The organism is Streptomyces roseoverticillatus, from assembly GCF_000719265.1.
GTDB classification, from domain to species: Bacteria; Actinomycetota; Actinomycetes; order Streptomycetales; family Streptomycetaceae; genus Streptomyces; species Streptomyces roseoverticillatus.
On sequence record NZ_JOFL01000006.1, the window covers coordinates 566,487 to 590,504 of the forward strand.

Genomic DNA, 24,018 nt, shown 5'->3' on the forward strand with positions numbered 1-24,018 from the left:
CCAGATGCGCACCCGCCTCCTCCTGGGCCTGTCCCTGCTCTCCACCGGTCTGCTCGCCGGAGCCTTCGGCTACGGCGCCGCCAACCTCGTCCCGACCTTCAACTCCGTGCCGATCGAGATGAGACTCGACTTCCACACCGAGCTGATGAAGATGAACGGGATCACCATGCAGGGGGCGATGGCAGTCTCGGCCCTCAGTGCCCTCGCTCTGGCCGCCCTGACACGCGAACGGGCCCGAGTCCTCGCAGCCACGGCAGGGCTCCTCACCATCGCGTCCTTCCTGATCACCCGGTTCGGGAATGTCCCGATCAACGGCCGCATCAAGCAGTGGGCCGCCACCGCGCCACCAGCCGACCATGCGAAGATCCTGAGCCGCTGGGAACTGTTCAACGATGCCCGTACCTGCACTGCCATAGCCGCCTTCGCCGTCCTCATCTCTGTTGCCCTGCGCCAGGCGGGCAAGCGAGCGACCGAACACCACTGAACTCACCGCAATCATCACTGGATTTCCAGGCCCAGGCGCCGCCGCCTCTGTGTCGCGGTCTCGCAGGAGGAGGGAAGCGTCGTCTCCGGCTGCCAGAGCCCAGGCCCGCAGGATGCACACCCCGGCCTGCGACTGCGCTATGGGACGGACGGCTGCCGGCTACCTGCGGGCCGCGGTGTCGGAGGGCAGTTCGGCGAAGCGGCCGCGGTACTCGGCCGCGAAGCGGCCCAGATGGGAGACACCCCACCGGTAGGCGATCGTGCCGACGGAGTCGGTGGAGGCGAGGATGTCCGCACGGATCCGGTCCAGCCGCAGGTTGCGGACGTACGACAGGGGCGAGAGGCCCAGCCGGTCGCGGAATGCGGAGCTGATGGTCCGCGGGCTGCATGCGGCGGCCTCGGCGATGTCACCGAGGGTGATGCGCTCGGCGAGGTTCGCCTCGATGAAGGCGAGGGCCGTGCGCAAGGAGCGTGGATGACCGGGGTACGAACCGTCACGCAGCTCGTCGGTGTGCGAGTGCGGTTGGGCCAGGAGCAGGGCGGTGACGATGCACCGCAGCTGGCTTCGCTGCAGCTCCTGGCGCTGGAACAGGGGGTCTCCCGAGTCCAGTTGTTCCAGCAGCGAACGCACTAGCAGCCGCACCGCCCGGCCCTGGGAGCCGGCCACATCGAGCGCGAAGTCGAATCGGACGGTGGACATCGGCGGATGCCCGGTCAGCGTGGTGAACTCCTGCTCCACGAGTGCGGCGTCGATCCGCAGCCCCACGAACCCCGTCCGTGCGCTCCGCACGGGCCGCAGCTCCTGGGTGTCACCGGGATTGACGATTCCCGCCGTCGTCCTGTCGAGGGTCGCCGGCAGGCCGCCGCGCGATGCCGCAATCGCGCCGGTCACCCCGAGGTTGACGAAATAAGAGCTGCGGCCGCCGGCGGAGGCGATGCGCACATCGAGTGGCGAGGCGAAGTAGCCGACCGCGAAGTCATCGGCGACCACGCCGCGTAGTTCGTGGTCTGCGCTGTTCAGGCCGTTCAGGGGCGACGTGGTGATCGAGCCGCCGAACAGCCGGGTGGCGGCGTTGAGCAGGTCGACGGGGTTCCGGGACTTGGCAATGAGGTGGTTGCGCAGCAGCTCCGGCACGGCGTTCACCTCCCTTGGGGTCCTGCCGCGGCGCTGAGGAGCGGATACGACGGACGAACAGAATCCAGTGTGTCAGGCATGGTCGACCGGCCAAGTCGATATGGCCTGGGTGCCTTTGCGCAGCCACAGGTTGATGACCTGCGCACCGGCGGTGGTCTGCAGATGGGGAGCAGTCGTCGTCGACGGCCGGTCGCCGGCGGTGTGCCCGGTGACGACGCATGGCAGGTGTGTGCGGCGTAGCAGATGATCGCGCTGCAGGCGTCGGCCTTCTCGCGTGGGCTGCCATCGTCGAGCGAGGGAGCCGACGAAGCGAACCCGGTCCGTCCGCGTCGGGTGGGCGCTCATCGTCTCGCACATGCTGCCGCGGGCCTACGTCTGTGATCGGACCGCACCGCAACGTGTGGTGGCTCTGTCAGGAGGTGAGGATGGAGATGCCGTCTCCGAGCAGTTTCAGCCCGAGGACGAAGAAGAGTACGGCCATCACTGCGACATTGTGCTGAGCTGCCCAGTCTTTCCAGTTTCCGAGCGTGGTCCTGGCCCGCGTTCCCCCGAGGAGGAAGACTCCGAGCGGGACCAGCAGGCCGAGCGTGGCGATCACGATGAAGATCGCCAGTGATGCGATCTGCTGCCCGACCGGCAGTCCGGCCGAGCCGATCGCGGCGCCCGCGGCGATGGTCAGCGGGGCGTTCTTGGCGTTGAGCGCGGCCAGGGCCGTGCCGAGTCCGAAGACCTTGACCGGCGTGAGGCGGTCGATCGCGCTCATCCACTTCGGCAGTTTGGCCTGCGAGGGGTCCTTCGGGCGCCGACGCCACTGCCGGGCGCCGAAAACGAGGAGCAACACGCCCAGAGCGAGCTTGAGCGCTCCCACCCAGGTGGCCGGGTGCTTGTGGGCGGAGGCACCTGCGGGGGAGGCGATCGCCAGCATCACCGCGCCCAGTGCCGCGAGTCCGAGGATCCAGCCGACGGTGAAGAGGAATCCGTTGAGACGTCCCCGAGGCGTGGCGAGGATGAGGATGACGGCGATGATCGGAAGCGGGCTGACCGCGACGCCGGCCGCGAAACCCAGCACGTCACCGAGAACTGCGCCCATGGTTGCCTCCAGCTGGGGTCAGGGTGGCGATCCGGTCGAGCAGAGGTCCGGCGGAGGCAGATGCCCCGGCCGCCCGTGCGGCGCGACGGGGAGGGGCTTATGCGATCTTATGCGATAGGTTGCGCCGCGGCTTCACGGCCACGTGGGAGCGGCTGACCGAGCGGGTGACGATGACGATCCCGTAGTCAGCACGCACGGCCCAGCTCCATCTTCCTGCGCCTGGCTCGATCTGTCCTCGGGAGCGCCTCAGGGCGCGGAGACGGCGGCATCGCCCTGTCGCACTCGCGTTGCCCTCTCAGGGGCCAAGATGCGGGGCCGCGCATCCGCGGTGAGGATTGGGTTGTGAGGGCGATGGCGCCCCGTGCTCCGGCGCTTGGTGACCCTCGCGCCGATCCGTGGCAGGGAGTCTCACGATGACTGCAAGGACAGGTGCAACCCAATCAGCTCACCCCGAGCGCCCGGGCAGGTCGGACGGGGTCTGCAACGAGTTCACCGTCTTCACCGAGATCAAGCCGGGCCATGCGGATGCCATGCGTCAGGATCTCGCCATGCTCGCGGACGCGACGAATGACGAAAGAGTTCACGCGGCCTTGCGCCAGATCGGCACCCTGCACGACGCACGGCACGTGATCTTCGACAATGACACACGGCACATGTTCGCCAGCGTCTTCGACGGCTCCTGGGACACCTACATCGACGATTTCGCCCAGACGGACGTCGGGGACCGCTTCGACAAGGTCTTCTCGCACACCGAAGGGTTCCCCGGCGTCAAAGATCCGGGGGTGAAGGACTGGTTCGTCTCCCACCAGGAGCCCGCAGGAGTCTTCGTCAGTTCCTATCCCGATCTGACCGTTCAGCAGGTCTGGAAGGATCAGCGCGTGAGCGAGGCGTTCCAGGCGGTGCTGGACACCCCCGAGTTCCGGGCGGCGCTGGACAACCCGGCCAACGCCGAGTTGATGGCCACGCCTGCCTTCCAGAAGCTGCTGGAAGAAGCCTCCGCCTGAAACCCGGACGCTCCCAACCCCCAGAGCCGACCCACCATCGGTGAACTGCGTCGGCTGGTGCCGGTCAGCCAGTGCAGGGCTTGTCCGGGCACAGACCGATGCGGAGACACAAGCGACCATGAACAGCGCGGACAGCAGCAGCGGGGCCAGTGTGCGCGTCGAGATCGGCGACGTCCAGAGCGGGGCACTGCGCCCGCGGCCCGTCCCGTACGAGGGGAAGTTCATCTTCCTGCGCGTCGACGACCGCCACGCCGGACGTGCCCTGCTGCGGCGGCTGCTCCCCGTGACCTCAGGAGGTCTGCCGAGTGCGAACCGGAGCGGGGACGCCTGGGTCGCTGTGGCGTTCACCTATCAGGGGCTGAAGGCCCTGGGGGTGCCGCAGGAGTCGCTGGACAGCTTTCCACGCGCGTTCCGTGAGGGCATGGCCGCCAGGGCGGAGCTGATCGGCGATGTGGGCGAGAACGCCCCGGCCCACTGGGAGGCGCCGTTCGGGACGGGCGATGTCCACATCGCGTTGAGCGCCCTCTCTTCAGATACGGCGCAGCTGGACCAGGAACTGGAGCGGGCCCGGGTCGCCTATCAGGAAACCCCGGGTGTCCAGGTGATCTGGCAGCAGGACGTCCACCAGCTCCCGACCGGGCGCACCACCTTCGGCTTCCGCGACGGCATCAGCCATCCGAACATCGAGGGCGTCGGACTGCCCGGCTCCAATCCGCAGGAAGCGCCCATCAAGGCCGGCGAGTTCATCCTCGGCTACCCCGACGAAACCGGGAACCTTCCGCCCATGCCCAGCCCCGACGTGCTGGGGCGCAACGGAACCTACGTGGCCGTCCGCAAGATTCACACCAACGTGGCGGCCTGGCGCCGGTACCTGCGCGCCAACAGTTCCAGCGCCGAGGAGGAAGCACTCCTGGCGGCGAAAATGGTCGGGCGCTGGCCGAGTGGGGCACCGCTGACGCTGACGCCGGAGCACGATGACCCGGAGCTGGCGGCGGATCCGCACCGCGTCAACAACTTCCTGTACCGGGAGCACGACGACCGCGGCCTGCGATGCCCCGCCGGCGCGCACATCCGCCGGAACAACCCCCGCGACTCCACCATCATCGGCGACGCACGGATGCACCGCCTCATCCGCCGCGGCACCACCTACGGTCCGCCGTTGCCCGAGGGCGTACTGGAGGACGACGGTGCCGACCGGGGACTGGTGGGAGTCTTTATCGGGGCCCACCTTGAACGGCAGTTTGAATTCATCAAGGCCGAGTGGGTCAACGACGGCAACTTCATCGGCTACCCCGGCGAGAAGGACCCGGTGGCCGGGCACCACGACGGAACCGGCAGCGTCACCATCCCCGACAAGCCGGTCCGGCGCCGCCTGCACAACCTGCCCAGCTTCGTGGTCACCCGTGGCGGCGAGTACTGCTTCGTGCCGGGGCTGCGAGCCCTGCGCTGGCTCGCCGAACTGGAGGACTGACGGCAATTCCTACCCGCTGAGGCCCCATCGCGGTCTTCGAGGAAAGGTCGACGCCATGGCAGCACAGTTCGTCCGCTACACGCCGGACGTCGAAGTCGATGACCCGGACTTCGACCAGAACGTGCAGACGGTGATCGAGAAGACCGAGAGCTACATCGCCGAGTCCGTCGAGGCCGGTGGCACCGGACGGGCTCTCCGCGACGCCCATGCCAAGGGCTACGGGCTGGTACGCGGGGAAGTGGAGATCCTGGACGGGCTGCCCCCCGAGTACGCCCAGGGCATCTACGCGACGCCGGGAACCCACGACGCGCTCATCCGTTTCTCCAACGGCTCGCCGCACGCGGGAGCCGACGCGCGACTGGGCGCAGCCACCGGACTGGCGTTGAAAATGTTCGGCATCCCCGGCCCGACCCTGCTGGAAGACGAACCGGACACGGGCACCTTCGACTACGCCAACATCAACGGACCGATCTTCTTCTGCAACACGGTCGAGCACTACCTGTTCATCCAGGAACTGTTCCTGAACGCGCCGGCGTACTTCTCCCAGGGCCGGCCCGGAGCACATCGCTTCTTCACCGAGTTCGTGACAGGCAAGGGAACGCTGGGCCAGGACGACTGGGCGTGGGACGAGTTCCTGGCCTTCCTCCGCCTGTCGAAGACTCCTCCCGCCAACCTGCTGCTGTCGAGCTACTGGACGATGGGCGCGGTCCGGCACGGAGACTACATCGCCAAAGTGCGCATCACCCCCGACCCCGACTCCGCCGCCGCGGTGGTCCGGCGCACCATCGACCCGGCCTCCGCTCAAGAGGTCTTCCGACCGGCCCTGCAGGCCGAGCTGCAGGAGCGGCCCTACGTCTTCGACATCCAGGTTCAGCTCTGCACCGACCTGGAGCGGATGCCGGTGGAGGACACCACCGTGGAGTGGCCCGAGCAGCTCTCGCCGTCCGTCACCGTGGCCAAGCTGCGGCTGCCGCAGCAGGACATCTCCGGCCCGGAGAACCTGGCGAAGATGGACTCACTGTCCTTCACACCCTGGCGGGTCACCGCCGAGCACGCCCCCCTCGGCAACATCATGCGGGCCCGCAAGGAGGTCTACCGGCGATCCTCCATCCAACGCCACAAGCTCAACCAGCAGCCCCGCACAGAGCCCCGCAGCGCCGACGAGGTGTTTGACGCGCCCCATGAGCCTCAGTGAGCCTCCGCCCAGCTTGACCGGTCACGCCAACTCGTGAGCAGTGTCTCTGAGTTGGCGGAGGATCAGTCCGGTGCATCGTGCGGCCGGGCCGGGCGGTGGAACGATGGGGCGGAGGTGAAGACCTTCCCATCGGTCAGTTGCCGGATGCCGGCGAGCCGGGTTGCGCTGTCGTTCCACGGTGGCTCTCCCCTTCGGCTGTCGCTGCGGGCGCCGTCACATCGGCGGGGCGTCGAACAGCCCAGGGTCGGCGTCGTTGTGGGACTTGGCGGCGATGAACTCGTCCATCTCGTTCGCCGTACCCCACTGATCAGCGTTGGCGGGGTCGCGCAGGTCGTAGAGGTGGGGGTGCCAGGTGTCCTCGTCCAGGACCTCCAGCTCGGTGGTGTACTCGACGGTGTTGCCGGCCCGGTCGAGGAAGTAGCTGAAGGCGTTGTCACCGGCACGGTGCCGCCCCGGCCCCCACAGACTCTCGACGCCCAGGCGCCGCATCCGGCCGGTGCCGCGCATGAACTCGTCGATGCCGCGCATCTCGAAGGAGGCGTGGTGGAAGGCCACGTGCGGCCCGCGCACGATGCCGAAGCTGTGGTGGAAGGCGTTGCATCGCAGAAACCAGATGATTTCGCCGCGGCCGCCGAGGCACATGGTGTCCGAGAGGCGGAACCCCAAGTACTTGATGTACCAGGCGACCGTGGCCTCGGGGGCGGGGGAGTTCATCAGCACATGCGACAACCGCACCGGGACCGGCTCGCGGGCCTCGACCCTGCGGTGCCGGCGCGGGGTTACGTCGGCGGAGACCTCCACCACGCGGCCCTCGTTGTCGAAGAAGCGGACCCCGTAGCCGCCTCCCGGGGTGTCCAGCGGCTTCGGCTCGTGGACGAGCCGAACGCCCCCGGCGGTCAGTCGCGCGGCCAGGGTGTCGACGTCGCCGACGCCGGCGGCACCGAAAGCGATGAGGTCGGTGCGCTTGCGGGCGTCCTCGCGCAGCCGCACCACGTACTGCTCCGGTGAGCCCTCCGCGGCCAGGAACGAGACTCCGGTGTCACCGGCGGTTTCCGTCAGCCCCCACAGTCCGGTGTAGAAGCGGCGCTGCTCGGCGAAGTTCGGCATGGCGATGTCGATGTGCCGCAGGTGGGTGATCAGGCTGCTGTTGTTCATGGTGTAACTCCTCGTCATCATGCGGGTTCGGACATCTGCTGGTGGCAGGCATCGACCAGCGCATACGCGTCGTGGTGGCGCTGCGCCTGCTCCAGGCCGGCGATCGCCACGGAGGTCTCCACGAGCGTCCGGCACCGCTGCCGGCGCCGGCCGGTGAACGCCGCAAGCCCTTCGCCGACCGACAGGTGCCGCCCCAACTCCTCTGCCAGCACGAGGCCGTCCTCGATGGCCAGTGCCGCGCCGCTGGCCATCTGCGGGGCGGGCGCATGCGCGGCGTCACCGATGACGACGCCGTTGCCGCGGTGCCAGGGGCCCTCCAGGAACGTCGTCCGCACCGGGCGGCGTACGACCGACTTCGACACGGCAACCAGGTGGCGGAGCTCCTCGACCCGGCCGGGAAACGGTTCCAGTAGCTGCTGCAGCCGCGGGGCGAGCTCGGCATTCGGAAGGTAGCTCTGCTCCACCCCGTTCTCCGTCAGGAACACATACGCCAGGCTGCCCGAGATGGGTACGAAGCCGGCCGTGTTGGGCTTCCCCGCGAACTGATGGATCCCGGTGGCCCACGGCGGGCGCGGCACCAGCGCCCGCCACACCATCTGCCCGTGGTAGTCGACCGAGGCGTCGAGACCCAGCCGGGTCCGCACCGACGAGCCGATCCCGTCCGCGCCTACGATCAGCCCTGCCTGCCTGATCGTCCCGTCCGACAGCCGCACGCGGACCGGCTCGGACGGCGCGGAGGCCGCCGCCCGCGCGTTCTCCACCTGCTCCACTGCCACGACCGTCAGTCCCCGGTGCACCACCACGCCGCACCGTTCGGCTTCCGCATGCAGGATGCGGTGCAGTACGGGGCGCGCGATGCCCGCCATCGCCGGCCGCCGCGCACCGATCAGGCGCGGCAGCCGGATCTGGTCCACGGGTTCACCGGTCACGTCCACGTGCGTGACCGTGGTCATGCCGTGGCCCTCGGCCAGACATGAGTCCGCCAACCTCAGTTCGGCCAGCGCGCGCAGCGAAGGACCGGTCAGGCACAGCCCCCAGCCGGAAGTCGCCTCAGCCGGGCTGATCTCGGCGATCTCGACTTGCCACCCGCCACGCGCCAGGGCAGTGGCCGCCGTCAGCCCGGCAATGCCCGCACCCACGACCACGGCTGTCCGTGCAGCACGACTGCTGTCCATACACGCCTCCCGAGCGCCGATTTCCCCGAAACCGTAGGACCGATCGGCACCCGGCCCTATCCGATTCGGGAAGCGACCATCCGTATTCGGCAACCACTTGCGCTGGCCCGCGAGCATCTTCCTTGTCGGGCAAGGCCCTCTTCCATGTCGGCGGCGATCAAGCGCATGGCCAGCGGCTAGGTCGCCGGGATCTGCTCGGCCTCGAACTGCGCGATGACGGGCTCCGCCACCCTGTTACTCACCGTCAGCTGAGTGCGGTGCGGCCCTGGGCTGTCAGGATCTTCTGCATCCGCTGGATGAGCCCGAAGGCCTCCATCGGCCTCAGGGCGTCTGCCGGCTCGGGGCGCTCCTTGCGCCACTGCTAGGTGCTCAGGTTCACCGCATCGGTCATTGAGGATCTCCTCCCGCGCCATTTGTTTCAACGCTAAGAAACTTGCCGTCGAAGGATAGACGTGGTTTTATTTCAACGTCAAAAGACCGTGGTGTTGAAGCACTTGCCCGGAGCGCCACCATGCAGCAACCCGCCCCCGCCGCTCACGCACCATGACCAGTTCCAAAACCCTTACGGAAGGCCGCAATGTCCTACCCCACCCCCCGCTACCACGGCGACAAGGGCGAAGTGAATGCCTCCTTCCGTGCCGCAGACACCCCGCCGGACCTCACCTCGCCCCGCGGCGACGCCTACCGCTACCTCGCCACGCACGAGTCCACCGGTGGAGAGTACGGGCTGTACCAGGTGGACCTGGCAGCACGGGCCGCCGGTGCCAAGACCCACTTCCACAAGGCGATGTCGGAGGCCTTTTACATCCTCTCCGGCGAACTGGAGCTCTTCAACGGCGACAAGTGGGTGACGGGCCGCACCGGCGACTTCCTGTACGTTCCGCCCGGCGGCCTGCACGCCTTCAAGAACGTGACGGACGAGCCCATGTCGATGCTCATGCTCTTCACCCCGGGCGCCCCGCGCGAGGAGTTCTTCGAAAGGGTCGCGGAGATGTCGCAGCGCGGCAGCGAGGAACTCAAGGAGTTCCGTGTGCGGCACGACAGCTACTTCGAGGAGGACTTCGGGACGGGGGCGGTGTAGTGGACTGCGGTTAAGGATTTCGGCGGGAAGGGCAAAGTACCGCCACCGCCTCCGGGAACCGGGCAACCGGCACCGTACGAGCTGTCAGCGTCTCGACCGGCTCGCCGCGGCCACGGCCACCGAAGTGCAGGACCTGGTCCGCGACGGCTTGTCGAAGTCGGTATCGCTACGGTCGCGAGCCCGGAGCGACCGGGGGGCCTGATTCCGGCATCGGAATCAGGCCCCCGGAGCTGCGGTGGCGAGGGTCAGGGCGTGGTGGTGAGGGTGGGCCAGAGGGTGGTGGCGGTGAGGGGCCGGGCCAGGCGGAGGGCCCAGTAGGTCTCGTCGCCGTCTTCGTCGCGCCAGGACCACAGGCGGGTGGTGGCGAGGTGGAGCGGGCTGAGCAGGGTGATGCCGATGGCGCCGTGCAGTTGGTGGGCGATCCGGGCGATCTCGGCGGCCGAGGCGGACGCCTGGGCCTTGGCGGCGGCGACGGCGAAGTGCGCGGCCGGGCCGCCGGTGTCCAGCGGGGCGGCAGCGGCCTGGACGGCGGCGCGGACCAGGGCGGCCTCCTCGATCAGTCGTGCTTCCTCCTGCTTGACGGCTTGGAAGCGGCTGAGCGGACGGCCGAACTGGGTGCGGGCGGCGGTGTGGGCGACCGTCAGGTGGACGCAGCGTTCGGCGGCTCCGGCTATCAGGGCGGAGCGGGCCAGGGCCGCCCGGAGCCGGGCCTCGGCCAGCAGTTCCGGGGAGATCCGGCGGACCTGGGAGGCGGGGATCTCAAGGGCGGCCAGGTGCAGGTCGTCGCGCGGTTCTCCGGCGAGGTTGCCGCCGGGAGTGAGGACGGCCTGGTCGGGGGTGAGCGTGAACAGGACGGGACCGGAGGGGGCGCCGGCCAGGACGACCACCGCGGTGGCGGCGCGGGCCCAGGGCACGCGCCGCAGGGTGCCGGTGACCAGCAGGGTGTCGTCGTCGCCCAGACAGCCGGCAGAGCCGACGGGGGAGGCGGCCGGGTGGGCGTAACGGATGACGAGCTCGGGGGCGATGGCGTAGCTGAGCGGGCCGTCCGGGACGGGCAGACCGGCGCGGCGCAGCAGCGGGCCGGCGACCAGGGCGGTCTCGGCGAACGGGGCGGGGACGGCACGGCGTCCTGCCTCCTGGGCGGCGGTGAGGAGTTCGGCCGTGGAGGCGTTCGGGGCCGGGAGGGGCACGGCGTCGGCGGCGGTGGTGTTGGTGACGACGGCTATGGCGTCCGGGTCGGCGTAGAAGGCGGTGGTGTCGTAGGCGTCGGCGGGGATGACGGGTGTGCCGGTGTCGATCGTGCGGGAGTTCATCAGCGCTGCTCCAGACCGCGTGTAATGATGCCGCGAAGGATTTCGTTGGTGCCGCCGCGCAGTGTGTAGCCGGGGCTGTGCAGCAGGGCGAAAGCGAGCAGTTCGGGGTGGCTGCCGGGGGTGGCGTGCGGGTCGGCCGGGGTCGGCAGGACACTGCGGACGGTGTCGACCAGCGTGACTTCCAGGCGGGTGCCGAGGTCCTTGACCAGGGCGGCCTGGGTGTCGGGCGAGGATCCGGCGTCCAGGGCCGCGGCCACGCCGAGGGACAGCCGCCGTATGCCGTGCAGACGGGCCGTCAGGATGCCGACCCGGGTGAGCTGTTCGACAGTGGCCGAGCGCTGCTCCAGTTCACGGAGCAGGGAGACCAGTAGGGGGAAGGTGGACAGATAGCGTTCGGGGCCACTGCGTTCGAAGGCGAGTTCGCCGGTGACCTGCTTCCATCCGTCGCCCCGCTGCCCGAGCAGCATGCCGTCGGAGACGCCGACGCCTTCGAGGTGGAAGGCGTTGAACCGGTGCTCGCCGCTCATCAGCCGGATCGGCTCGACCCGTACGCCCGGGGCGCGCAGGTCGACGATGAACTGGCTGAGGCCGGAGTGCTTGTCCTCGGCATCGTCGGTGCGCGCCAGCACGATGGCGTAGTCGTTGACGTGGGCGCCGCCGGTCCACATCTTGGTTCCGGTCAACCGCCAGCCGTCGGAGGTGCGTTCGGCACGGGTGGCGACCGAGGCAAGGTCGGAACCGCTGCTCTTCTCGCTCATGCCGATGGAGAAGAAGCACTGCCCGGCGGCGATCCTCGGCAGGAAGAAACGGCGCTGCTCCTCGGTGCCGTGCCGGAGGATGGACGGGCCGGCCTGCCGGTCGGAGACCCAGTGGGCGCTGACCGGGGCGCCGGCGGCGAGCAGCTCCTCGATCACCACATAGCGCTCCAGGAAGCCGCGGCCCGCGCCGCCGTACTCGGTGGGCAGGGCCATGCCGACCCAGCCGCGCTCGGCGAGGCGGCGGCTGAAGCCGGGATCCCAGCCGGCCAGCCAGGAGTCGGGACGGCCGAGCACGGTGCCGCGTGCGCGCTCCTCGTCGACGAAGGCGCGGACCTCGGCGCGGAGCCGGCGGGCCGATTCGGGCAGGGTGACATCGGGGAATGCGATCGGTGAAGGCGTAGAAGGAGACATGGGTTATTCGCTCCCGGGTCAGGGAATCAATTGATGCATTTCTTTTCGCTACGGAAATCGGTCAGCCCGTGGGGCGCAGCAGGGAAGGGTCGAAGCCGGCTTCACGGAGCACCTCGTCGGTGTGCTGGCCGATGCCCGGGCAGGGCCGCAGCTCCGGCTCGGGGTCGGCCGAGTAGCGGACCGGGCGGCCGATCACCCGGTAGGGGCCCTCGGTGGGGTGGTCGGCCTCGTGCAGCAGGCCGCCCTCTTGGGCGTAGGCGGTGGTGGCGGCGGTCTCCAGGTCGAGCACGGGCGCGGCGGCGATGCCCGCCCGTTCGCAGAATTCCTGCCATTCGGCGCTGGTGTGATGCCGTGTCAGCTCTGCGAGCAGCGGATAGAACTGGTCGGCGTTACGAGCCCGGTCGGGTCCGGTGGCGAAGCGCGGGTCCTCGGCCAGGTCGGGGCGGCCGACGAAGGCGGTGAAGTCCCGCCAGTTGCGGTCGCTGTGCGGCAGGATGCACATCCAGCCGTCGGCGGTGCGCTGGGCGCGGCGCTCCGGGCTGAGCGAGCGGGCCGAGCCGAACGCCCCGTCGGCCTCCAAGGTGGCCGCGCCCAGGTGTTCGACCAGGTTGAAGGCGAGCATGGTGTCCGCCATCGGGACCTCGATGTGCTGGCCGGTGCCGCCGTGCTCCCGGTAGTACAGCGCGGCCAGCACCGACAGGGCGATCTGCATGCCGCAGACCTTGTCGGCCAGTACGGTGGGAACGTAGTGCGGCCGGCCGGAGACCTGGTGGTTGAGCCAGACCAGGCCGCTGGCCGCCTGGATGATGTCGTCGTAGGCGGCGCGGGTGCCGTAACGGCTGTCGCTGCGGAAACCCTGGGCGCTTGCGTAGATCAGCCGGGGATTGACGGCCGCGACGTCGTCGTAGCCGAGGCGGAGCTTCTCCAGAGCCTGCGGGCGCAGGTTGGTGATGAAGACGTCGGCGGTGCGCAGCAGGGCGAGCAGGGCGTCGTGGCCGTGCGGGGCCTTGAGATCGATGACGGCGCTGCGCTTGTTGCGGTTCAGGTTGAGCGCCGTGCCACCCATGCCGGGGTGGCGCCGCGGAGGGTAGTGGCGCGTCATGTCACCGGCGGGCGGCTCGACCTTGACCACGTCAGCGCCCAGGTCGCCGAGCTGCTGGGCGGCGTACGGCGCCATGATCACACTGGCCAGTTCGATGACGCGGACTCCGGCGAGGAGTCCACGGCCGGACGGGCCGCTCGGCTTCTGGGACATCTTCCTGTGCCTCCTGGAGTATCGGGTGGGACGGGTAAACGGTGGACCGAGCGGGCCTGACGAAGTCCGGTGCGGTTCGGCAGCGCCCCGAAGGGGCGCGGGGAACTGCGCGACCAGCCACGACGTACCCGCAGTTGACGTACCGGTTTTGCAGCGGAGCGCTTAGCGCCACCGGAGCGCAGCAGACCCGAGCGGGGAACGCCGGCCGGGCTGGGGGACCGCGCGCCCGCTGTACGCGAACGGCGTAGCCGGTTCGGTGAGCGGGCCGAAGTCGGTTTCGGTGGTCGACAGCGCGGCGAACGGCGCGCGCCCGGGCCGGGGCAGGCCGAGTACGTCCTCCCGTGCCAGCAGCCCGAGTTCCTGCACCCAGTGACACACCCCGGCCAAGGTCACGCGGATCCGCCATGAGCCGCCCTCCGTCGCACGCCGGCGCAGGACCGTTGCGACGGCGGCGGCCCCGAGGTAGGCGGCGAGGTAGTCGTTGAGCAGGTACGTCGGCGGCAGCGACGGCCGGTCGGTCCACTCCTCGATGGCGAATCCGGTTGCCGCGCAGGCGAGTTGGTCGAAGCCTCCGCGTTCGCCCCAGGGGCCTTCGGTGCCCCAGGCGTGGTATTCGAGGGTGATGAGTCCGGGGCGGCGCCGGACGAGTTCTTCGGTCGACGCCCCGTGCCGGGCGAGTCCCCGGTAGGCGTTCACGAAGACGTCCGCGTCCTGGAGCGCGTCGTGGAAGGCCGCACGGTCGTGAGCGTCGCGCAGGTCGCAGTAGGCGTTGCGCTTGCCGCCGCCGGTCATGGCGATCATCGGGATCGGGTCGGGGCGGTCGGGACGCGTCAGGTGCAGCACGTCGGCGCCGAACTGGGCCAGGAGTCGCGTCGATACGGGACCCGCGATGACATGCGTGAGATCGAGTACCCGTACGCCCGCGAGCGCCTCATCGGCCTCACCGATCGGCGCCAGAGGCCGGACCGGTCCGTCACCGACGCGTTCGATCTCGACGACCGGGCGCTGCGCGACATACCGCCCCGCGGGGTGCGCGAGCCACTCGTCCCGGCTGCGCACCGCGCAGGCGACGCCGCCCCGCGCGCAGATGGCCTCCTCCAGCGTGAAGGCGTCCCAGTCGGCCGCGGCCTGCGCGATCCCCACCTTGTCGAGCCCGCACTTCAGCACGGAGCAGACCGCGTCCCGCAGATGCGGATAGGTGGTGATGATGAAGATCCACCGGCCGTCGCGCGCCCGGTAGAAGTCGTTGTTGCCGAGCAGCGCCGGATCGTCGAGCAGGACACCGATCGGGCGCCCCGACAGCGTCGTGTGATACGTCGCCATGAGCTGGTCGATCGCGGCTCCGGCTTGCACTTCCACCTTCTGGTGCCGGTGACCGCGCTGTTCGCCGAGCGCCGCCGTCTGCCGCCCGAAGACCCCGATCGCGGCGGACATGGCATCGGCGAGGCGGTGCACCGAGGGCACCAGGGGATCGGCCCCGACGACGGTGATGTCCTCGGCCCCCCGGGCCGGATCGAGGTCGCCGAGGGTGTGCAGCAGCCGGGAGACGATCTCGCCGGTGGGTATCGGAGGCTTCGGCTTGGTCGTGGTCAGCGTGTTCGAAGTCATGCCGGGATGCTCGTTCGCAGCAGTGCACGAGCGCCCGGATTCACGGATATCCGTGAACCGATGCGGACGTCACGTCCGCCTCTCCTGGATGTGCGCCAGGAGCCGGGCCGCCGCCCGGTCCAGGCACAGCCGCTCCGAGCGGCCGCGACGCCGGTGCATCAGAGCGAGGGCTCCCGTGACGACGGGGCCGTCGGTGACGGGGATCGCGAGTGCGCTGACCTCGGGGTCGGCCAGCCCCTCGCTGCGGCTGATCCGCGACGCGCGGATCGCCGGAAGGGCGGAGCGGAACTCGGCGACCGCCTCGGGGTCGTGGCGGGCGAGCTCGTCGAGCAGCCCGCGGCGCTCCGCCTCGTCGGTGAAGGCCAGCAGCAGACGGCCCGCGGCGGTGCGCAGCAGCGGCCGGGCCATGTGCCGGTCGGCGAGCGGCACGAGGCGGGGAATCTCGTCCTCGCCTCCGCGCGCCAGGTACACGGCGTCGAGCCCGACCCGCACCGTGAGCAGCACCGGGGTACCCGCGACGCGGCTCAGTTCGCTGAGCTCGGCCTGACTGATCCGCGGGACGACCCGGCCGGCGATGAGGTTGAGGACGTGCGGGGCGGGCCCGAGCCTGAAGCGCCGGTGCTGTTCCAGCAGAAAGCCGGTCGCGACGAGGCCGTTGACCAGGTCCTGCACCGAACTCGCCGGCGCCCCGGTCGTCCGCGCCAATTCGGCCACGGTCACCCCGCCCGGTGCCCGCGCGGCGGCCTCCAGGATCCACGCGACCCGGTCCACCGTACGGTGACGCTGCCGTCGGCCGTGCTCGCTCATCCCGCCCCACCTTGTCCTTCTCGTGCATCGCCGGCCGCTCGCGCCGACACGGCCCGCCGATCCCTTTCCGCACCGCACCACCCCGACGAGTTCAGCGACCACCCCGGGACCCGGTCCGGTGATCTGCTGACTGCGAAGGATTCTGGACGCGTTTGGTCACCCACCACGCGAACCATTGTCGATGATCAAGGTTCGGCGTGCCACCGCCGACCATGCACGAGCTGGCTGGAAGAAGAGCCTCAGCAGCAGTTGGGGAAGTCCCAAGTCCACCAGTCCGCCCCGAGGTCGCGGCGCGTCTTGCTCACGGTGGCGCCGTTGCTGTTGCGGAGGACGATGGTCGTTCGGAATTCACCCTGGGACGGTGCATCCACCACGTTGATAGCGCTCGCGGCGCGGGCAGAACCGAGAGGATCGGGCTTGCCCATGGACACCCATCCGGTCCACTGCTTGCTGATGGTCCAGCGCGTCCACACCGCATAGTCGAGGCCGACCAGGAACTGTTCCTTCTCGCCGTTCGGCAGCGCGTGGTCCTTGATGCCGTAATCACATATGTACTTGCCGCCGCCCCCCGCAGTGCAGGTGTCGGCTGCCTGCGCCGGTGCGCCGGCCACGGCCAGTCCTGCCAGGGCGGCGATCGCGACCACGGCGGTCTTGATTCTCTTCAAGCTGAGCATCCTGTTCTCTCGGTACGACCCGCGCGGGCCAGGCACCAGGCTCTGACCACGACGTCCCGTCAACTTACGGATACCGGCTAACTACTCGCTAACGCAGTGCTGACGTCGCCCTGATGTCCCGCTGAGGTTCGTTGATGGGCTGTCAATCGAGCGGTGAACTCATCCACCTACGGTCCGGGCACCACCACCCGCACTCGTAGATGGATGGAGCATCCGTTGCGCAGACATGTCGTCACGCTGGCGCTCGCCACAGCCGGTCTGGCCGCCGTTCTCCCCATGGCCCAGGTGTACGCCGCCACCCCGCCGCCAGGTCCCGCGGCATCCGCGCCGCGCACGGGGGACGGCGGGGTCCAGGCCCGGGCCACGGGCACCGACGCCCAGCAGCGCGCCTTCTGGGCCGAGCACGAAAAGAACGGCTCCCTACGGCAGTTCACCGGGAAGCTGCCGGACTGGAAGCCGAAGGCCGATCCGCCGCGGCCGAAGGAGCCGGGCGCCGGGCGGACCGTGGAGGCGCCCGCTGCCGCTCCGCAGCAGAAGGGGAAGAGCCGGTTCGCGGCCGGCTCCCCGGCCGAGACCAGGTTGCGCGCCACCACCGGCCGCATCCAGATCTCCTGGCCCGACGAGGAGAACCCCTCGACGTGGTGGGGCAGCGCGTGCACGGGGAATGTGATCAACAGCGAGAGCAAGGACGTCATCGCCACGGCGCGCCACTGCATCCCCCACGACAAGCAGGGCCGGATCATCTCCAAGGCGCAGTACCAGTTCATCCCGGGCTACTCCAAGGACGCCGACGGCACCGAGCACGCCCCGTACGGCACGTGGACCTTCCGCTCCGTCGGTGTCGTCAGCGACAGCGCCGGCCAGCAGTCCACCGACACCGCGTTCCTGGCGTTGAACACCCAGAACGGCACCCACGTCCAGGACAAGGTCGGCGCCTCCGGCTACCGGTTCGGGACCACCTCCCTGCCGAACCAGGTGGTGATCGCGGGGATACCCGCCAATTCGAATCAGTTTCACACCTGCGTGAGGCAGCCGTACTGGGGTCCGGACAACCCGCCGCAGATCCTGGGACGTGGCGGGCCCTGCAATGGTGACAGCGAGCTCTCCGGCGGCGCCAGCGGCGGCCCCCTCCTCGACGGCGACACCTTCGACAGCGGTCCCGTCCAGATCGGCGACTTCTCCGGCAGTCGGCTGGACGACGCGGCCGCCGCGGTCTGGCGCGACGCGGCCCTCGCCGTCTTCCGCTCCGTGCAGGGCACGGACGGCGGACAGCCGGGCCACGACAAGGTCACGACCCTGACCAACGCGAACAACAACCTGGCCGACCTCTACGCCTACCGCACGGACAGCGGCGCGCCCGTCCACACCTACCACGCCACCGGAGGCCAGAACCAGCAGTGGCACCTGTGGGACAAGGGCGAGGGCTACTTCCTCATCGAGAACCGGTACACCGAGCAGCAAGGTGTCACCGGGGCCGAAGCCCGCGTTCTCGACTACAACTTCTCCAACGGCACCGCTTGGTCGCACCGGGTGAACGGCACCGGATCCGACAACCAGCTGTGGCGGTTCCGCGCCACCACCGGCCGGCCCGGCTGGTACACGATCCGCAGCAAGCGGGGCGATCTGTGCCTGGGCGCCCCCGAGGGCGAGGGCCAGTTGACGGTCGCCCCCTGCGGCACCACGGACGGCCTCGACTCCCAGCAGTGGAAGCTCCAGTAGCGGAGCTCGACGCCCGCCCGTAGTCACACGTACGGGTCCGGTACCGGCCGGACCCGCTTCCGCCGGCGCCCTTCGTCCGCAAAGGGCGTTCTCTCTCCCTCCTCTCTCCCTCCTCGCCGAAAGGCACGTTCATGCGCATGCGCAACCTCTCGGGCACGGCCGCCGTGCTGGCCGTCGCCGCCGGTCTCACCGGGGGCCTCACCGCCACGGCGGCCCACGCCGCCGAACCCCTGCCGGAATCCGGCGGCACCTACCGGATATCCAGCCACGCGGGCGGAGCCCTGCAGTGGGACAGCCCCCTCAACGGCGCGGGCGTGCGCGTCAGGGACTGGAACGAGAACCTGACCGAACAGACCTGGACCGTCACCGACGACGGCACCGGGAGCTGGAGCGTCAGGATTCCCCGCACCAACTACGCCGTCGACCGCGACCTGGGCAACAACTCCGTCGCCGCCTGGAACGACATCGGCAGACCCAACCAGCGGTGGTGGCTGCAGAACCTCCCCGACAGCCGCGCCTGGCTGCTGCACAGCGGCGACCGCACCGGCGGTGACACCTGCCTGACCCGCCTCCCCGACCTGGGCACCGCGGCCCGCCCCTGCAACGCCGGCGACCAGGCCCAGCAGTGGAACCTCGACAAGGCCACCGCCCAACCGCCCACGCCTGCCGTCCCCGTCACGCTGCAGATGGTCGACTCCGGCGGCTACGACCCGAACGCCCTGCGCTCGTGGTTCGACAGGAGCAGAGGTCTCCTCCAGGACCAGTACGGGAAGATCAAGCAGTTCATGACGGGCGGCGCGTACGAGGTGAAGCCCGGCATCAACGTCGTCTTCGACGCCCGGCACGAGAGCTTCAGCAACCCGGGCGTCGCGGCCGTGTTCGAGCCCAACGCCAAGCCCCGGTACAACAACGAGAAGTCGATCATCCTGCGCCCCGGCTATGTGATGAACAACCCGGGCGACACCGGGTCACTCATCCACGAACTCACTCACCAGGTGCAGGACGCCGCCAACGGGGGCTGGCTGAACGAGGGTCAGGCCGACTACTACCGCAAGTACGTCTACAACGTGAAGGAAAAGCCGGGCCTCGACCGCATCCGCGGCACCGACTACAACCGCGGCTACGACTCCACCGCCTACCTGCTCAACTACATCGCCCACAAGCACCCGGCGGGCGAGAACGTCATCCAGAGGATCAACAACGAGGTGCGCCGGCAGGGCTTCGGTGCCGACGGCGACCGCGTGCTGTCCGCGATCACGGGCAAGGGCGGCCGGCAGTGGTGGACCGAGATGTGGAACGACATCCAGGCCAGCCCGACCAGGTGGACCAACCCGGCCTTCCGCGACTAGGCCGTTTCTTTTGGATCAGCGTGCTGACCAGAGGAAGATGCCTGCGAGGTGGAGTCCGGCGAGGTAGACGGTTGCGGTCTTCTCGTAGCGGGTGGCGATGCCGCGCCATTGCTTGAGGCGGTTGATGCAGCGTTCGACGGTGTTGCGTTGCTTGTATGCCTCGCGGTCGAAGGCCGGTGGCCGGCCGCCGTGGCTGCCGCGTCGCCGGCGATGGGCCTGCTGGTCGGCGGGGATGGGGATCACGGCCTTGATCCCGCGCCGTCGCAGATGATCGCGGATCGCGCGCGACGAATACGCCTTGTCGGCCAGGACCGCATCCGGCCTGACGCGCGGTCTTCCGACGGGCCGCGGCACCCGGATCGCGGCCATGACCTGTCCGAAGGCGGGTGCGTCGCCGGCCTGTCCGGGTGTGAGGACGAAGCACAACGGGCGGCAGCGACCGTCGGCGGCCAGGTGGATCTTGGTGGTCAGCCCGCCGCGGGACCGCCCGAGGGCACGATCGACTGGTTCGCCGGCCGGGGCCCCTTTTTGCGGGCCCCGGCCGCGTGCTGGTGCGCGCGCACGATGGTCGAGTCGACCGCGACCACCCACTCCAGGTCCTCATCCGCGTCGGCCTGGGCGAGCAGAGCGGTGAAGACGCGTTCCCAGGTGCCGTCGATCGCCCAGTTCCGCAGCCGCGTGTAAGCGCCCTTCCACGAGCCGTACTTCTCCGGCAGATGGACCCACTGCGACCCGGTCTGGAACTTCCAGGCGATCGCATCGATCACCTCACGGTGATCACGCCACCGACCACCCCGTTTCGGGGCCCGGTCCGGCAGCAGCGGCTCGATCCGCGCCCACTGCGCGTCCGTCAACGGCACACCGGACCAACGATCAGATGATCCGAAAGAAACGGCCTAGAAGACCGATGGCCGAGGCAAACACCCCGGGCCGACCGCGCCCCGGGGCCACCCAAGGAGTGAGGAACGGGCCAGTGCAGATATCGACCAAGAAGTCACCCACCAAGCCGCTCAAGAAGTCCCACATATGGGGCGCCCTCGCCCTGGCCGCGTTCGGCCTCGCCGCCCTGCCGGCGCCGGCGCAGGCGGCCGCACAGTCCGGGCCGCTCGTCGGGCTTGCCGGCAAGTGCCTGGACGTGCGCGGCGGCGTCCGCGACAACGGCACGCCGGTGCAGCTCTTCGGCTGCAACGGCACGGAGTCCCAGAGTTGGATGTACGTCGAGCAGCCCGGTGACATCGGCGCCACGATGACGGCGTTCGGCAAGTGCCTGGACGCCGCGTCCAGCGGCACCGCCGACGGCACTCCCGTCCAGTTGTGGGACTGCAACGGCACGGGCGCCCAGAAGTGGGTCCGCTACCAGGGCGACGTCCTCGTCAACCCGCAGTCCGGCAAGTGCCTGGACGTCCGCGGCGGCAACACCGCCGACGGCACCCCCGTCCAGATCTACAGCTGCAACTACACCGCCTCCCAGGTCTGGAGATTCGACGGGGGCAACCCGAACCCGAGCCCGAATCCGGGCACGACGCTGCAGCGCCAGGTCTTCGACCTCGTCAACGACTACCGTGCGCAGCACGGCAAGGCGCGCCTGGAGTACGACCCCGTCGTCGAGCGCGCCGCCCAGGACGAAGCCGACGAGCAGGCCCGGCGCCGGCAGCAGGGCCACTTCATCAGCACGCAGGACTCGCTCAGCAAGTACGGCTACTCGCGCCCGTGGCACAGTGTCGCCGAGAACGCCGCGGGCGCCCGCGGCTTCTGGAGAGACGCCCGGTCGGTGGTCGACGCCTGGATCAACGAGCCGCTGCACGAGCGGAACATCCTGGGCGACGGGTACAAGTACACCGGCGTCGGCGTGACGATCGACGGGGACGGCACCCATTGGTGGGCGCAGGACTTCGTCGGCTGACCAGCGGCTCGGTGTCCGGCCGGGGCGGGGACCCGTACTGCCGCTGGGCAGCCGGCAGCAGCAGCCCCGTGTACGAACGTCACCCCTTCGCGCCGTGGGGCGCGGCGACTGCGGACGCGGCCTTGTGCGCGGAGGGCGTGCGTGCGGAAGACGTGCGCGCGCTGGCTGACGACGGTCCGCCCGCCGGGTCGGCCGACTGGGCGAAGTCGTAGACGGCCTGCTCTTCGGCACCGAGGTGGGTGGAGCTCAGGTTGGGGCCCTGCAGCCAGCCGAGGATGCCGATGATCTGCCCCGGGTCGTCGTAGCGGGAGAAGACCCCGACCTGGACGCCCTCGCCGGTGGCGGGGTCGAAGCCGCCCAGCAGGGGGCCGCCGCTGGTTCCCGGTGACAGCGCGCCGCGCATCACGTCGCTGTAGTAGACCGGGTCCGCCCAGGAGGTGCCCTGCGCCACCATCAGGGAACGGCCGTCGAAGGTGCGCTGGAGGGCCGAGGACACATTGCCGGGACGGTAGTAGTTGCGCTCATTGATGGTGGGGTAGCCGAAGATGTGGTGCCGCTGGTTCTGCGGCTGGTCGAAGGCGATCCGCTGTGCGCCGGTGACCTGGGCGATCGGCCGCGGCTCGGCGGGGTTGTCCACCAGGATCGCGGCCATGTCGTGCCCGAGCATCCAGTCGGCGCTCTGACTCCAGGTGTTGGTGAAGAACTCGCGCGTCACGCCCCAGACCCCGTACGGCGCGATGTCCTTGCCGGGAAGTGCGGTGCTGGTGGTGCGGCGGGGCAGGTTCGCCCCGTTGAACCCCGGCACGAAGACCATGTTGGTGACGACCGTGTTTCCCCACCCCAGGCCGAAGGGGGTGTGGACGCGCACGCAGTGTGCGGCCGTGAGCACGGTGCTTTCGTTGGCGCCGGCGACCACGTTGCCGGAGCAGGCGGACCGGGCGACGGTGCCGTTGTCCAGGTCCTTGGTCTCCAGGAAGATCTTGCCGGCGGTGCGGGAGATCAGCCCGGCCTTCCGCGGCCACGGCTTGCTGAGGTCGTCCCAGCCTCCCGGTGGCGGGGCCGCGTCCTGGTCCTCGTGGTTGAGGCCGGCGGCGGCCATCTTGTCCAGGGTCCAGTACTCGACCTCGGCCCTGAGCCGCTGGTCGTAGTCCGCGCCGGCCGGGACCAGCGGACGCAGCTCGAAGGCCGGCACGGCGGCACTGGCGGGCGGCGCCGCTGTGAGCAGTGCGGCCATCAGCCCGAGCGCGCCGAGCACGCTCGTTCTCGTACGTCTTGACCATTTCCCGAGGGACATCGTCTTTCCCTTCGAAGGGTTTCCGGGGTTGCTGCGGGCGGGTCAGGCGGCGGAGGCGAAGGCCGCTTCCGGGCGCGGGCCGTGGTCCATGAGGCCCTGTGCCCGGCAGGCAACGGCAGACCCGGCGGAACGAGAACCGCAACGGCCACTGCGGCGACGACGACAGCCACGGCATCCACCGCCCCCGCGCACGAGGCGGCCGGAGGAAGGGAAGCCGGGAGACATGAGCCAAGAGGGCAGGACTGATCTCATCGGAGTCCTCGCGTTGGGCGGGGTGCCAGGGAACGGTGGTTCGACCGGACACCGGGAATCTCATCGCAGCGGTCGGCTCCGCGCCATACGAGGGGGCGGCCTACTTGGGCCACTGGCGCAGGTGTGCCACTCCGTCTTGCCACGCAAGTCGCGGCGGGTGACCGCGTAGGTCACGGTCGTGGCCAGGCCGGGGCGAAGGACGGTCGGGATGAGGGGGGCGGACCGGCTCCTGCCGGGCCGGGCCAGCATGATCGTTCGCGTCCACATGCCCCGTACGTCCCGGGCGGATGCCGCGGAACGGACGCGCGCAACCAGCACGCGGCATCCGGTATCTGGAACCCGGGATGGCGCTGCCTCCGCGGCTGTGTCCCGCGGGGTTCCGGATCCGCGGGACACAGGGCTCAGCGGGACGCAGGGCTCAACGGGCCCGGGCTCAGCGCACGAACTTCCAGGTGATGCCGTTGACCACGCCCCGGTCGAGTGGTGCCAGCTTCTGGAAGGCCGGCCGGCCGAGGTCGATGTGGGTGCGGTCGCACGAGAGGCACTTGTCCCTGACGGGCACCCTGATGGTCTTGCCGTTGTAGCTGACCTCGACCGATATGCCCTGGCAGAGCGGGTCGTTGTTGGGATTGGCGGAGGTCCACCACGAGGGCGAGACCGCGACCAGGTCCTGGGAGTTCGCGTCGATGGCCGTCCCGCAGGCGCCGTACCCCTTGTCGGTGTAGTAGGTCATCTTTCCGTTCACCGGCTGGCCGATCGGAACGTCGGCGGCCGCCGGTCCCGCGGCGACGGCAATTCCGGTGGCCGCGGCGGCCAGGACGACGGCCGCGGAGCGCACAGCTCTGCTTCCACGCATGGTCTCTCCTCGTTCGGGAGTAATGGCGGG

Annotated in this window: 22 protein-coding genes; 8 read left to right on the top strand and 14 right to left on the bottom strand. The window is 69.7% G+C overall.

Features of this window, described 5'->3' with window-relative positions:
* The first annotated feature begins 4 nt into the window (after positions 1–4).
* A complete protein-coding gene (locus IF61_RS0109750; protein WP_043188305.1) occupies positions 5–484 on the top strand; it encodes an anthrone oxygenase family protein in 480 nt (159 codons plus the stop codon).
* A gap of 159 nt (positions 485–643) precedes the next feature.
* On the opposite strand, the gene IF61_RS0109755 is transcribed toward IF61_RS0109750, so the two are convergent.
* The 3 genes from IF61_RS0109755 to IF61_RS0109760 form a co-directional block, all read right to left on the bottom strand.
* Positions 644–1,627 carry a helix-turn-helix transcriptional regulator gene (locus tag IF61_RS0109755; RefSeq protein WP_030365889.1) on the bottom strand — a complete coding sequence of 328 codons (984 nt, stop codon included), beginning with the start codon at positions 1,625–1,627 and terminating at the stop codon, positions 644–646.
* Between the two features lie 63 nt (positions 1,628–1,690).
* Entirely contained in the window at positions 1,691–1,975 is a 285-nt protein-coding gene (locus tag IF61_RS35800) for a hypothetical protein (protein WP_157848578.1), read from the bottom strand.
* Between the two features lie 55 nt (positions 1,976–2,030).
* Positions 2,031–2,708, bottom strand: coding sequence for a GAP family protein (locus IF61_RS0109760; protein ID WP_030365890.1), 678 nt, complete (start codon positions 2,706–2,708; stop codon positions 2,031–2,033).
* Positions 2,709–3,121: 413 nt separating this feature from the next.
* Here IF61_RS0109760 and IF61_RS0109765 point away from each other — a divergent pair, with 413 nt between their 5' ends.
* From IF61_RS0109765 to IF61_RS0109775, 3 genes are all read left to right on the top strand, one after another.
* Positions 3,122–3,712, top strand: a complete 591-nt coding sequence (locus IF61_RS0109765; RefSeq protein WP_245684460.1) for a hypothetical protein — start codon at positions 3,122–3,124, stop codon at positions 3,710–3,712.
* A 118-nt stretch (positions 3,713–3,830) separates the two neighbouring features.
* On the top strand, positions 3,831–5,183 hold the full coding sequence (locus IF61_RS0109770) for a Dyp-type peroxidase (protein WP_052392556.1): 1,353 nt from the start codon (positions 3,831–3,833) through the stop codon (positions 5,181–5,183).
* Positions 5,184–5,238: 55 nt separating this feature from the next.
* Positions 5,239–6,378, top strand: coding sequence for a catalase family protein (locus tag IF61_RS0109775; protein WP_030365893.1), 1,140 nt, complete (start codon positions 5,239–5,241; stop codon positions 6,376–6,378).
* 213 nt (positions 6,379–6,591) lie between these two features.
* On the opposite strand, the gene IF61_RS0109780 is transcribed toward IF61_RS0109775, so the two are convergent.
* A complete protein-coding gene (locus IF61_RS0109780) occupies positions 6,592–7,533 on the bottom strand; it encodes a VOC family protein (RefSeq protein ID WP_030365894.1) in 942 nt (313 codons plus the stop codon).
* Between the two features lie 17 nt (positions 7,534–7,550).
* The gene (locus tag IF61_RS0109785) at positions 7,551–8,708 is read right to left on the bottom strand and encodes an FAD-dependent monooxygenase (RefSeq protein ID WP_030365895.1); all 1,158 of its coding nucleotides are present in this window, start codon (positions 8,706–8,708) and stop codon (positions 7,551–7,553) included.
* Between the two features lie 577 nt (positions 8,709–9,285).
* Here IF61_RS0109785 and IF61_RS0109790 point away from each other — a divergent pair.
* The gene (locus tag IF61_RS0109790; protein WP_030365896.1) at positions 9,286–9,789 is read left to right on the top strand and encodes a cupin domain-containing protein; all 504 of its coding nucleotides are present in this window, start codon (positions 9,286–9,288) and stop codon (positions 9,787–9,789) included.
* Between the two features lie 245 nt (positions 9,790–10,034).
* On the opposite strand, the gene IF61_RS0109795 is transcribed toward IF61_RS0109790, so the two are convergent.
* From IF61_RS0109795 to IF61_RS0109820, 6 genes are all read right to left on the bottom strand, one after another.
* A complete protein-coding gene (locus IF61_RS0109795) occupies positions 10,035–11,102 on the bottom strand; it encodes an acyl-CoA dehydrogenase family protein (protein ID WP_052392557.1) in 1,068 nt (355 codons plus the stop codon).
* Positions 11,102–12,271, bottom strand: a complete 1,170-nt coding sequence (locus IF61_RS0109800) for an acyl-CoA dehydrogenase family protein (RefSeq protein WP_052392558.1) — start codon at positions 12,269–12,271, stop codon at positions 11,102–11,104. Before IF61_RS0109800 ends, IF61_RS0109795 begins: the two co-directional genes overlap by 1 nt.
* A 61-nt stretch (positions 12,272–12,332) precedes the next feature.
* Entirely contained in the window at positions 12,333–13,526 is a 1,194-nt protein-coding gene (locus tag IF61_RS0109805) for a CaiB/BaiF CoA transferase family protein (protein ID WP_043188309.1), read from the bottom strand.
* Between the two features lie 162 nt (positions 13,527–13,688).
* Positions 13,689–15,134, bottom strand: a complete 1,446-nt coding sequence (locus IF61_RS0109810) for a CoA transferase (protein WP_030365900.1) — start codon at positions 15,132–15,134, stop codon at positions 13,689–13,691.
* Positions 15,135–15,203: 69 nt separating this feature from the next.
* Positions 15,204–15,941 (bottom strand): helix-turn-helix domain-containing protein, encoded by a 738-nt coding sequence (locus IF61_RS0109815; protein WP_078660081.1) that lies wholly within the window; start codon positions 15,939–15,941, stop codon positions 15,204–15,206.
* A gap of 239 nt (positions 15,942–16,180) precedes the next feature.
* Positions 16,181–16,615: a hypothetical protein gene (locus tag IF61_RS0109820; RefSeq protein ID WP_078660082.1), complete on the bottom strand. Its 435-nt coding sequence runs from the start codon at positions 16,613–16,615 to the stop codon at positions 16,181–16,183.
* 216 nt (positions 16,616–16,831) lie between these two features.
* On the opposite strand from IF61_RS0109820, the gene IF61_RS0109825 reads away from it, so the two are divergent.
* Together IF61_RS0109825 and IF61_RS0109830 are read left to right on the top strand one after the other, a co-directional pair.
* On the top strand, positions 16,832–18,334 hold the full coding sequence (locus tag IF61_RS0109825) for an RICIN domain-containing protein (protein ID WP_030365903.1): 1,503 nt from the start codon (positions 16,832–16,834) through the stop codon (positions 18,332–18,334).
* 137 nt (positions 18,335–18,471) lie between these two features.
* Positions 18,472–19,683: a basic secretory protein-like protein gene (locus IF61_RS0109830; RefSeq protein ID WP_157848579.1), complete on the top strand. Its 1,212-nt coding sequence runs from the start codon at positions 18,472–18,474 to the stop codon at positions 19,681–19,683.
* Positions 19,684–19,698: 15 nt separating this feature from the next.
* Here IF61_RS0109830 and IF61_RS34025 read toward each other — a convergent pair.
* Positions 19,699–20,543, bottom strand: a protein-coding gene (locus tag IF61_RS34025) for an IS5 family transposase (protein WP_397945268.1) whose coding sequence is annotated in 2 segments (ribosomal slippage) — positions 19,699–20,204 and positions 20,204–20,543 — 846 coding nt in all. Because the reading frame shifts where the segments join, the coding sequence is not laid out codon by codon here.
* A gap of 113 nt (positions 20,544–20,656) precedes the next feature.
* On the opposite strand from IF61_RS34025, the gene IF61_RS33295 reads away from it, so the two are divergent.
* Positions 20,657–21,586 (top strand): CAP domain-containing protein, encoded by a 930-nt coding sequence (locus IF61_RS33295; protein ID WP_030365907.1) that lies wholly within the window; start codon positions 20,657–20,659, stop codon positions 21,584–21,586.
* Between the two features lie 79 nt (positions 21,587–21,665).
* On the opposite strand, the gene IF61_RS0109850 is transcribed toward IF61_RS33295, so the two are convergent.
* Positions 21,666–22,841 (bottom strand): trypsin-like serine peptidase, encoded by a 1,176-nt coding sequence (locus IF61_RS0109850; RefSeq protein ID WP_030365908.1) that lies wholly within the window; start codon positions 22,839–22,841, stop codon positions 21,666–21,668.
* A 724-nt stretch (positions 22,842–23,565) separates the two neighbouring features.
* Positions 23,566–23,988 carry a cysteine/serine endopeptidase inhibitor gene (locus tag IF61_RS0109860; protein ID WP_030365909.1) on the bottom strand — a complete coding sequence of 141 codons (423 nt, stop codon included), beginning with the start codon at positions 23,986–23,988 and terminating at the stop codon, positions 23,566–23,568.
* Between the last annotated feature and the right edge of the window lie 30 nt (positions 23,989–24,018).